The sequence below is a fragment of the Enterococcus sp. AZ048 genome (genome assembly GCF_051715125.1).
Lineage (GTDB): Bacteria > Bacillota > Bacilli > Lactobacillales > Enterococcaceae > Enterococcus_A > Enterococcus_A gilvus.
The window spans coordinates 1707427-1717575 of record NZ_JBIOTD010000001.1; the positions used below are offsets into that span (position 1 = coordinate 1707427).

The 10149-nt window shown below is 42.1% G+C and carries 11 protein-coding genes; 1 reads left to right on the forward strand and 10 read right to left on the reverse strand.

The window, feature by feature from the left end; translation table 11 throughout:
* Position 1 precedes the first annotated feature (1 nt).
* The 9 genes from IGI66_RS08340 to IGI66_RS08380 form a co-directional block, all read right to left on the reverse strand.
* A complete protein-coding gene (locus IGI66_RS08340; RefSeq protein WP_438848463.1) occupies positions 2–1195 on the reverse strand; it encodes an amidohydrolase in 1194 nt (397 codons plus the stop codon).
* A 267-nt stretch (positions 1196–1462) separates the two neighbouring features.
* Entirely contained in the window at positions 1463–2101 is a 639-nt protein-coding gene (locus IGI66_RS08345) for a bifunctional 2-keto-4-hydroxyglutarate aldolase/2-keto-3-deoxy-6-phosphogluconate aldolase (protein ID WP_316406905.1), read from the reverse strand.
* Between the two features lie 9 nt (positions 2102–2110).
* Positions 2111–2653, reverse strand: a complete 543-nt coding sequence (gene hxlB / locus IGI66_RS08350) for a 6-phospho-3-hexuloisomerase (protein WP_314578814.1) — start codon at positions 2651–2653, stop codon at positions 2111–2113.
* A complete protein-coding gene (locus tag IGI66_RS08355) occupies positions 2650–3276 on the reverse strand; it encodes an orotidine 5'-phosphate decarboxylase / HUMPS family protein (protein WP_316406903.1) in 627 nt (208 codons plus the stop codon). Before IGI66_RS08355 ends, hxlB begins: the two co-directional genes overlap by 4 nt.
* Positions 3273–4235 carry a sugar kinase gene (locus IGI66_RS08360; RefSeq protein WP_314578819.1) on the reverse strand — a complete coding sequence of 321 codons (963 nt, stop codon included), beginning with the start codon at positions 4233–4235 and terminating at the stop codon, positions 3273–3275. Before IGI66_RS08360 ends, IGI66_RS08355 begins: the two co-directional genes overlap by 4 nt.
* Positions 4236–4272: 37 nt before the next feature.
* On the reverse strand, positions 4273–5544 hold the full coding sequence (locus IGI66_RS08365; protein ID WP_010780505.1) for a hypothetical protein: 1272 nt from the start codon (positions 5542–5544) through the stop codon (positions 4273–4275).
* 13 nt (positions 5545–5557) lie between these two features.
* The gene (locus IGI66_RS08370; RefSeq protein WP_288227736.1) at positions 5558–5803 is read right to left on the reverse strand and encodes a hypothetical protein; all 246 of its coding nucleotides are present in this window, start codon (positions 5801–5803) and stop codon (positions 5558–5560) included.
* Positions 5803–6540, reverse strand: a complete 738-nt coding sequence (locus IGI66_RS08375) for a sugar phosphate isomerase/epimerase family protein (protein ID WP_438848466.1) — start codon at positions 6538–6540, stop codon at positions 5803–5805. The genes IGI66_RS08370 and IGI66_RS08375 overlap by 1 nt, the downstream gene beginning before the upstream one ends.
* 181 nt (positions 6541–6721) lie before the next feature.
* Positions 6722–7711 (reverse strand): LacI family DNA-binding transcriptional regulator, encoded by a 990-nt coding sequence (locus IGI66_RS08380; protein WP_288227734.1) that lies wholly within the window; start codon positions 7709–7711, stop codon positions 6722–6724.
* 255 nt (positions 7712–7966) lie between these two features.
* Here IGI66_RS08380 and IGI66_RS08385 point away from each other — a divergent pair, with 255 nt between their 5' ends.
* Complete coding sequence (locus IGI66_RS08385) at positions 7967–8755, forward strand: Cof-type HAD-IIB family hydrolase (protein ID WP_438848468.1); 789 nt, start codon at positions 7967–7969, stop codon at positions 8753–8755.
* 36 nt (positions 8756–8791) lie between these two features.
* Here IGI66_RS08385 and IGI66_RS08390 read toward each other — a convergent pair whose 3' ends face one another.
* A complete protein-coding gene (locus tag IGI66_RS08390) occupies positions 8792–10138 on the reverse strand; it encodes a citrate/2-methylcitrate synthase (protein ID WP_438848470.1) in 1347 nt (448 codons plus the stop codon).
* Positions 10139–10149 lie beyond the last annotated feature (11 nt).

The following is a 10149-nucleotide window of genomic DNA, read 5'->3' on the forward strand; positions in this document are numbered from 1 at the left end:
ATTAGCTCTCCTGACCAAAATAATTTGACACGATCGTTCCCATCGACTTCGCAGCAATCAGCATAGAGTCTTCATCAATATCAAATTTCGGATGGTGATGGGGATAAGAAACTTGTCCTTCTCCAGTGGCACCAATATAAAAGAAGCAGCTTGGCCGTTCTTGGCAGTAATAGGCAAAATCCTCTGATGGAGCGATCGGGCCGCTGTCAACAACTGCTTTTAATTCATAAAATGAGTGCTCTTGTAAACTATTCGCAACAAATTCAGTCAGTTTTTGATCATTCATTAAAACAGGATAATCATCTGCATAATTCAAATCAAAAGTCGCGCCATAAGCTTCGCAAACCCCTTTGACGACACTCTCGAAAGCCTCTTTGATAATAGGACGACTGGCTTCGTTCATCATGCGAATGTCCCCTTCTAAGTACACGGCATCCTTTAAGACATTGGCAGATCCCTTTCCATCAAAAGATCCCACTGTCAATGTCGTCATATCGAATGGGTTCACGCGACGACTTACGATGCTTTGCAAGTTTACGACAATTTGGCTGCCGACTAAAACCGCATCGATCCCGGCGTTAGGCATAGAGCCGTGACTTCCTTTTCCTTGCACTTTCAATTTGAAGGTCGCACGCCCCGTTTGAGTAGGACCGGCATGATAATAGACCGTACCGAGATCAAAGCCTGACATCACATGACACCCAATCACATGATCTACCCCTTCAAGGCAGCCATCTTTGATCATTTGAATCGCTCCCCCTGGTGGTGTTTCTTCCGCAGGTTGATGCAGAATCGTTACTTTTCCTGTCAATTGATCCTTCAGCTCAATCAAGCTTTCTGCCAAAATCAGCATATAAGCAGTGTGAGCATCGTGACCACAAGCGTGCATGACTCCAGGATTTTCAGATGAAAACGGGAGCCCCGTTTCCTCTTGGATCGGCAATGCGTCAAAATCCGCGCGCAAAGCAAGATTTTTCCCCGGTTTGCCGCTGTCGATCTCCACGACCACCCCGTAACCGCCAACATTCTTTTTCACTGTACATTCCAAGTCTTGATAAAAATCCGTGATGTATGCAGCCGTCTTCTGTTCCTTAAAAGATAACTCCGGGTGCGCATGTAAATAACGTCGGATCTCAATCATGCGCTCCTTTTTTGATTCAATTGCCCTTAACAAATTTTCTGCAAAATTCTTCATATTTTCCTCCCCTAAAGAATAAAATGATTTGTTGAATAAATAATAGCACATTTCACCTCATCGCTACAGGGTTTCTAAAAAATAAAAAAACAGAATTATTAATTTTTATTTACAAAATAAATAGATAGGAATTTTTTAGAAATTTCTTCGTTGCTAGATAAAGATACAGCGAATTTTTATTAAATAGTCAAGACACCTATTCATATAACAAAAAAATAGTTTTCCTGGTCTCCAGAAGGACCCAGGAAAACTATTTTCAAGCGAGGATTATTGTTCGTCCCATCTTTTCATATATTCTTCCGCAGTTTTTGTCACCAAGTTAAAATCATTGGCTGCTACACCTTTAAATAAATTGCCGCCCACACCCACAACGAGTGCTCCTGCTTGCTTCCACTCTGACAAATTATCCAAATTGATTCCGCCAGTCGGCATAATGGTCACTTGGGGCAACGGGGCCTTCGCTGATTGAATCATTTGTGGCGTGAAGCTAGTTGCTGGGAACAATTTGACGATCTCAGCTCCGCTTCTCATTGCTTGTCGCATCTCCGTAATTGTCATGCAGCCTGGCATGTAAGGAATTTGGTACAAATTACACAATTCCGCTGTCTCTTGATCAAAACAGGGGCTGACAATAAACTCCGCTCCAGCCAAGATCGCTAAGCGCGCTGTGACTGCCTCAAGAACCGTTCCAGCACCGATAATTACAGCAGCGTCCGCTTCATGATTCTTTTTCAGTTCTGCAATCACTTGATCCGCATGAGGGACAGAAAATGTGACCTCGATTCCTTTGATCCCGCCTTTAATGACAGCTTCCGCCGCTTGAAGAGCCTGTTCCTTCGATGCTTCTCTAACCACTGCAACGATTCCTGCTTTTTCTATCCGGTTTAATACATTTACCTTTTTCATTTGATCGACCTACTCGACATTGACATGTTCATGAAGGGCATCTTCATTTGATGTTTGGTCTCGCTGCGCGAGTTTTAAGGTCAAGGCATCCAACGTAATGTGCACAGTCTGATCAAATAGGCTCGACAATAATTGGACGGAGCTGATTCCAGCACCCGTTTTTGTAGCACCCGGAACCACGATCACTTGATCTGCAAGCTTGGCTAATGGGGAATTCTTATCGCTAGTCAATGCAACAATATCCAGACCTAATTTCTTCGCTATTTCTGTATCTGCGACAATTCCCTTTGTCGTACCCGAGCCGGAGATCGCAACCCACGTGTCCCCTTTTTGAATAGAAGGAGTGATGGTTTCCCCCATTACGTAATCCGTATAGCCAATATGCATCAAGCGCATCGCAAATCCCTTCGCTTGAAATCCGCTGCGGCCAGCACCTATGACGAAGATTCGTTTGTCTTTCTGAAACAGCGGTAATGCTTCCTCCAATTCCGTTTCATTTACTAACGCCATTACTTGGTTGATTTCTTCCATAATCGTTTTGATTGTTTTCATTTGTGAACAGCTCCCATAAATTCATTTACTGCTTTGAGCGGATCTTCCGCTTTTGTTATTTTTGATCCAACGATAATGACTTCTATGATCCCTTGCTCAGCCAAAGCTTCAGCCTGTTTCAGGTCAATTCCGCCAGCGATCGCCAATCGCTTGATACTCGGATACTTTTGGCGAAAGGCTTCTACGCTTGCCGCCGCATCAAACTGATCTTTTCGGTCAACCGAATGATGCAATGCATAGATCGCTTCTGGAAAGTCTTTGATCTGTTCAATTTTCTCATCGGTCACTTCAAGTAAATCGATCATCATTGTTTTGTTTTCTTTTTGAGTTACGTCATAACAGGCCTTTAAGGTATCTACAGATGCCGCTCCCATCACAGTGACGATCTCTCCACCATAACGAAAAGCCTGACGAAACTCATAAGCACCTTCATCAATAGTTTTGCTATCTACCAATAGAAGCGATTCTGTTAAGACCGCACTCAATTTCTCGATCGCCAAATTCCCATAATCTTTGACGAGTGATGTTCCCATCTCTAAAATATCTGTCTTTCCATTTAATTGTTTCGCTAATGCAATTGCGTCATCTAGCGGAACACGGTCGATTGCTGCTTGTAATTTCATGCGTTCACTTCCTGTTGTTGTAAAAAAGCTTCCAGCTCTTGCTGTGTTGGGTAGCCATCGTTATCGCCGGGTGATTGGACTGCCATCGCTCCGATCGCGTTTGCTCGCACTACTGCTTCCTTCAACGTTTTTTCTTCTATTAAAGCAGTAATCAATCCGACAGCGAACCCATCTCCTGCACCGACTGTGTCTACTACCTTAGCAACCTTAAAACCTGGAACTGTGAATTGTGTGCCGTCTTTCTGCTTAACATAGGCGCCTTCCGTTCCTAATTTAACAATCACAGTTTGCGTCGCTTCGCCATTGTTTAAATAGAAATCTGCAATGACTTCTGGATCACGACTGCCCATCAGAATTTCACCTTCATTGATGCCAGGCAAAACAATTTCCGCATGAGCAGCCAGTTCATTGATTGTTTCTACCATTTCCTCCGTACTTGCCCACAGTTGAGGGCGTAAGTTCGGATCAAAAGTTGTGCGGATGTGATTTTTTTCCAATAAACGGATTAAATAACGGAAAGCTTCACGGGCTTCTTTCGAGATCGCCGGGAAAATCCCCGACAAGTGGGCCATCTTAACATCCGAAAAATCAATCGTGTCTAATACGGATTGGTCGAAATGTGCCGCTGCTGAACCCTTGCGGAAATAGAAAATACTTGGATCGCCTTCGCTGACACGATCCTTCAATTGGAAAGCTGTCCAAAAATCAGCACTTTCTGAGATATAATCAGTACCGATCTCATTTTCGTGCAAACGGTCAATGATAAATTCACCAAAGGGATCTTTTCCCACTTGTGTAATGTATTCACTGCTATGTCCTAAACGAGAAACCCCAACAGCCACATTAACCTCCGCTCCAGCTAAAAATTTTTGAAAATGACACGCATCTTTCAAAGACTTGTCTACTTCCTCTGATCCAAACAAAGCAATCGGTTCACCAATCGTTAAAAATTCACTCATGTTCACTACTCCTTTTTCAATTTAATGTATTTTTTCGTTAAAGTAAGATATACGCAGCAATCAAATTCAATACCGTTGCGGCCCACGCCCATGGCAAGCCAGTGAGTAAAAATGTTTTTGTATCCAATCCCGCGTATTGTACAGACCATAAATTCCAAGATTGCGTGATACACGCAGACACACCCATCATGGATGGAACAACTAGTAATCCATACAAGAAATATTGGTCAAACATCCCTGTTCCAACTAAGATCGCTGCGGTGGCAGCCCCTGCTCCATAAAGCATCAACGGACCACGGAAGTAAGATAGCGGAGCGATGATGGCGATAATAATGATCATCACAAGTTTGCTATCAGGTATGATTGCTTGGAAAACGCTGGTAAATCCAGACATCGCATGTACCGCTGCAGATTGGAACATCGTTAAGACGAACAACATGATCAATAATCCTGCAATATCACTAATCGCATGTTTAGCGGTTTCATTCATCATCGTGACAAATTTGCTGTAGCGTTTCATATTTCCAGTCGCTGCAAATGCGATAATCGTTGAAAGAAGAAGGGCCGGTACGGCATCCCATTTGGCAAAAATACTTAACGCTACAGGCATTACTGGCAAAATGTAGGTCCACATTGGAACATCTACAATTTCTTCTTCCGTATCACTTTCTACGATCTCAGGTTTCCCGTTACGAATTTTCTTCGCATTAAATAAAATGAACAAGATCAAGATGACCATCTGGACACCCATTGCAACGAAGCCGAAGCGCTGATAATGAGGTCCCCATTCTACTTTAGGAAAGAACACCTGAAATTGGACAAACAGTACATTGTTTACGTACATTGCAGCACCGATGGCAAGCGTAAAAATCGAAACGGCAATATTCTTTGGTACGCCGATCGAGAACATGATCGGAAATAAGATCACCCCAACAGCGATGGCTGACCCAACACCGTAAGAACTCGTAAAAATTAAAGCGATTACAAGAGCGATTAGAATTGTTGCCAATACGGGACTCTTTTTCCCAACCTTTTCTGTTCTCCGACTGATACTTCCTGCAATTCCAGTATCTACTAGGACTCGGCCAAACCAAGAACCAAAGATAATATAGGCAGCTGTCTTCCCATAATTCAGAACCGGTTCGGTAAATATTTCCTTTACAGCGGTGTTAAAGGGTACCATTCCGATGATCGTCCACAAAATTGCCATTACGAAGAAGCCAACGGTTAAGTTTCCGCCTTTCATCGCGTATAAAACAAAAATGATAAAGGTTACTGCTAGTAAAATCCCTGTTATCGCACTACCCATGCTTGTTCACCTCCTAGTATTTATTCAACTCGCTTAAAATACGTTGATATTTTGACACTGGTTTTGCATGGTCCTCCACAAAGAAATCATTTTCCATGTGGTTAAATTTTTGAATGAGGTAATACCCAGTTAAATACGCTGCTAATGCTTCCTTCGCAGCAGTTTCCATATTTTCCTTATCGATCTCAGGTCGTTGAATCGTTTCCATAAAATGATACGCAAATGTTTCAGGATCGATTTTTGTTTGTTGATCTGTCATTAAAATTCACCCTCCAATAATTCTTTTGCTTCTACTATTTCCGCATTTTCGGTCGTTGGATATTCAATGGCAACTGGAACATTCTGCGGCAGTTGTTTTAGCACATTTCGCCAGTCAATCTCACCATGATCTAAACCAACAGCTTGCGGCTGATGCCCTTTGTATCGAACATCCTTTACATGAATATAATGAACATAGTTTCTCAATGTTTCGGCAGCACGTACTTCATTCTCACCAACAAAGCGCCAGTTCCCTAAGTCGTACACATAACCGATCGCTATTCCAGCATTTGTCACAGCCTTCATGTAAGCATCGATCGCCTTTATCGTGCCGGAGGTCTGCGTTTGATCATTTTCGATAGATATTTCTATTCCCTCGTCAACAAGCGCTTTCAATTCTTGTTCATGAAGCTCTCCATCAAAGTCTCCGATGTTCCATTTAATATGCTTCACTCCCATTTGTTTTGCTTCTTTTAAATAAGCCATTAATTTAGGATTCAGGGCTCCATTTACATAAATGTCATCAGGGACACTGTAAAACAACGTCAGCCCTAATCGCTGTGCTTCAGATTGAATAACAGGAATCTCATTCTCAAGATCTTTAAAATACTCACGTCGAACCTCTACTTGTTGAAATCCTAAATCTGCTGATTCCTGCAACAAGTCGCTTTGAAGCACTCCGCTTTCTACTTTATCGGAAAAAACTAAAAAATTAAGCACTAATTTATCATCACTCATAATACCCGTCCCTTCAATTAGTTAACCGGTTTCTATAAACAAATAGTAAACCGGTTTCCATGAATTGTCAACGGTTTCATGATTAAAAAACATTGCCGAGCTATAAAAAAATAAGCGCCACATGGAAACCGGTTTCCACGTGGCGCTTATTTTTGTTTTGTTCGTTTCATTTAATAACGTTCTAAACAGACTTTCTCCAACGTATAGTTGACGGAACGATGACCTCTTCCGTTTCCATTGAAGGTTGTGCGAGTTTTTCCAGCAGGTGTTCCGCTGCCGCTTCTCCGATTTTTCTGGATGGCTGCTCTACACTCGTGATCCCCGGCCCAACAAGTTCAGTCAAATTCCAGTCATCGAATCCTGTCACGCCTACTTGTTCAGGAATGTTTATTCCTTGATGGATCAACCAAGATAGGACATCCATTAGTGTACGTCCGTTTGATGCAAAGAGCAGTGTTCGTGTCTGATCATTGCTCAGAATCTCTGATAAGTCGCGGCTTAATTGATCTTCATGCTGGATTTCTAGCAATCGGCACTCTTTTCCAGCAGCTTTTACGACCTTGTTTACTGTCTCGTAACGCAATTCCCGCGTGCTGACATCTTTGATTGGCTCACTCACAACGACCACTTTTTCGTAGCCCTGCGCCAATGCTCTTTCTAAAATCTCTTTGGTCGCAGCGCGATTGTTCGTTAAAACGGATGACCATTGTTCCGGCTCTGTTTGCCGATCGACTAATAAAAGAGGAATGTTCCGCTCCGAGATATACGCATAGTTGGCGGACTGGCGAGAGGAAGGCTGCAAAATAATCCCTTCAACACTCTGATCCACTAGTTTTTCTAAAAGATGCTTTTCCTGTTCTACTGAATTTGCGGCATCCATAATGATCATTTGGTAACCACTTCGTTCCAATACTTCACCGATGCCTTTTAGGAGCAATGACGAATACATATTAGAAATATCGGCTACGACTACACCAATTAAATAGCTGTGCTTTGATTTCAACGCCTGTGCTTGTCGACTGGGCCGATAATTCAGCCGTTGAATGACCTCAGCGATTTTTTCTTTTGTCTCTTTTGACATATTTCCAAAGTTATTATTTAAATATCGAGAGATTGTTGTTTTTGAGACACCAGCTTCTTCGGCAACCTCTTTAATCGTGATTTTTTTCATCCGTGCTTCTCCAACTGTCTTTTTACTCATTTTAGCGAATTTCGTACCGAATGGAAAGGAACTACTCTAAAAACACCGCCGCTGGCAGCTATTCTTTCATATACTAGAAAATAAAGGCGCATTCTTGATCGTTCGTTTTGGTCTTGAGAGTTTATCTTACAATGAAACCACACGCACTTTCCTTCAAAATTGTAATGATGTTTTCATCGATTTCTTTTATACTTAGTGTAATCGAATTCATTTAGGAGTGTTGAAATGGAAACTTATCGTGTTGCTTTTTTTGATATTGATGGTACTTTAGCAGATAATCATCTGCCCCATCACTTGCCTTTCGCTGAGCGCGTCCCCGATTCAGCAAAACTTGCTTTGAAAAAATTAAAAGAAAAGAATATTGAACCGGTCATCGCTTCCGGCCGTCATTATCAGACGATCACTCAATTAGCAGAAATACTTGGTGTAGACAGCATTATTTCCTCGAATGGCAATTGCGTCCATTATCGTGGCCAAATGATCCATGAAAATAGTATCCCGCCAACGTTACTGACCCAGCTCGTCGACCATCTTCGAGAGCAAGACATCGAATTTTTAATTGAGACTTCTGGTGGCATCTATTGCTATGAAAGTAATAAATATCATGGAGACCATCCCGCAGAAAAAACTTTTCTAAAGGAAAATGATCCTTTACCTGAGAACGTTCTTCAATTGATTGTTCCTTGGACAGAAGAAATAGACTTTAAACTAGATCCACATTCCCCGTTAATTGCTGAAAAGGTAGCGCCTGTCGCAGCCAATATTCATCTGAAAACCGGCACGAAGGCAGAAGGTATCCACAAAATATGCGCGTCCATGCGGATCACAGCTGAACAAGCTTTGGCATTTGGAGACGAAGAAAATGACTTCACTATGTTTGAAGCAGTCGGGTTTCCTGTTGCTATGGGAAACGCAGCGCCAGCACTAAAGGAAAAAGCTGCCCATATCACCTCTTCCGTATCAGACAATGGCATCTGGAATGCCTGTGTTGAGTTAGGATTGATCACCGAATAAAAAAATTCCGCCAAAATAACTCTTGGCGGAATTTTTTTAACGTTCGTTGATTGTTTGATAATTCTGATCAGTGGAGACTTCCATATATGCCGGACGTATAATTTTCTGCACGTTGACCAATTCTTCAATGCGGTGCGCCGACCACCCTACGATTCGAGCAATCGCAAACATAGGTGTATACAATTCTGGCGGCAAATCTAACATATGATAAACAAAACCGCTGAAGAAATCGATATTGGCACTAACGCCCTTATAAACTTTACGCTTTTCAGAAATGATCTCAGGAGCTAACCGTTCTACTTTGCGGTACAAATTAAACTCAGCTGAAGCTTCTGATCCTTTCTCAGCTGCTAATTTTTCCACATAGCGTTTGAATATTTCTGCCCGCGGATCGGATTCCGCGTAAATAGCATGGCCCATTCCGTAAATCAATCCCTGTTTGTCAAAGGCTTCTTTATTTAAGATTCTTTCTAAGTAGTCGCGTATCTCGTTCTCGTCTTCACAATCATTGATAGTCGCTTTTAAATCTTCCATCATACGGGTCACTTTGATGTTTGCGCCACCGTGCTTTGGTCCTTTTAAAGACCCTAATGCCGCTGCGATGGTTGAATAGGTATCTGTACCACTAGAAGTAACTACACGAGTCGTAAACGTCGAATTATTTCCCCCGCCATGTTCCATATGTAAGACCAATGCCATATCCAACGTTTGTGCTTCTTGAAATGTGTATTTTTTATCAGGACGCAGCATAGTTAGAATGGCTTCTGCTGTACTCAAGCTCTCATCTGGACGATGAATGTACATGCTCTCCCCTTTAGTGTAATGATTATAAGCATGATAGGAATAGACCGCGATCATCGGAAATGTAGCGATCAACGACAATGATTGATCTAATACGTTCTCAATGCTGACGTCATCCGTTTTCTTATCATAACATCCTAATGTAAGAACGCTTCGAGACATCATATTCATAATATTATGCGAAGGTGCTTTCATGATAACATCACGTACAAAGTTGGTTGGGAGTGTTCGTCTTTTACCTACTAAAGTGTTGAATTCCACTAACTCCTCTTGGGTCGGAAGCGAGCCAAATAATAACAAATAACTGATTTCTTCGAACCCTAAACGCCCTTCGGATACAAACCCGTTCACCAGCTCATTGATATCAATACCGCGATACCGCAATTCTCCATATTTAGAGATGACTTTGTCTCCATCCATAATTTGCGGATGAATCGTGGAGATATTGGTCAAACCAGCTAAAACGCCTTTACCATCAAGATCTCGCAGTCCTTTTTTAACATTATGTTTCCTATATGAAGAAGCGTCTAAATAGTCCTCTTTTCGGCATATCTCAGCCATTTGGTTCAAATCTAACATCATTGTGTCCTCCT

Excerpts from the sequence above, each read along its gene's own strand:
- IGI66_RS08390 (WP_438848470.1), bottom strand. The coding sequence starts at position 10,138 with ATGATGTTAGATTTGAACCAAATGGCTGAGATATGCCGAAAAGAGGAC.
- IGI66_RS08355 (WP_316406903.1), bottom strand. The coding sequence starts at position 3,276 with ATGAAATTACAAGCAGCAATCGACCGTGTTCCGCTAGATGACGCAATT.
- IGI66_RS08345 (WP_316406905.1), bottom strand. The coding sequence starts at position 2,101 with ATGAAAAAGGTAAATGTATTAAACCGGATAGAAAAAGCAGGAATCGTT.
- IGI66_RS08380 (WP_288227734.1), bottom strand. The coding sequence starts at position 7,711 with ATGAAAAAAATCACGATTAAAGAGGTTGCCGAAGAAGCTGGTGTCTCA.
- IGI66_RS08370 (WP_288227736.1), bottom strand. The coding sequence starts at position 5,803 with ATGACAGATCAACAAACAAAAATCGATCCTGAAACATTTGCGTATCAT.
- IGI66_RS08365 (WP_010780505.1), bottom strand. The coding sequence starts at position 5,544 with ATGGGTAGTGCGATAACAGGGATTTTACTAGCAGTAACCTTTATCATT.
- IGI66_RS08375 (WP_438848466.1), bottom strand. The coding sequence starts at position 6,540 with ATGAGTGATGATAAATTAGTGCTTAATTTTTTAGTTTTTTCCGATAAA.
- IGI66_RS08385 (WP_438848468.1), top strand. The coding sequence starts at position 7,967 with ATGGAAACTTATCGTGTTGCTTTTTTTGATATTGATGGTACTTTAGCA.
- hxlB (WP_314578814.1), bottom strand. The coding sequence starts at position 2,653 with ATGAAAACAATCAAAACGATTATGGAAGAAATCAACCAAGTAATGGCG.
- IGI66_RS08340 (WP_438848463.1), bottom strand. The coding sequence starts at position 1,195 with ATGAAGAATTTTGCAGAAAATTTGTTAAGGGCAATTGAATCAAAAAAG.
- IGI66_RS08360 (WP_314578819.1), bottom strand. The coding sequence starts at position 4,235 with ATGAGTGAATTTTTAACGATTGGTGAACCGATTGCTTTGTTTGGATCA.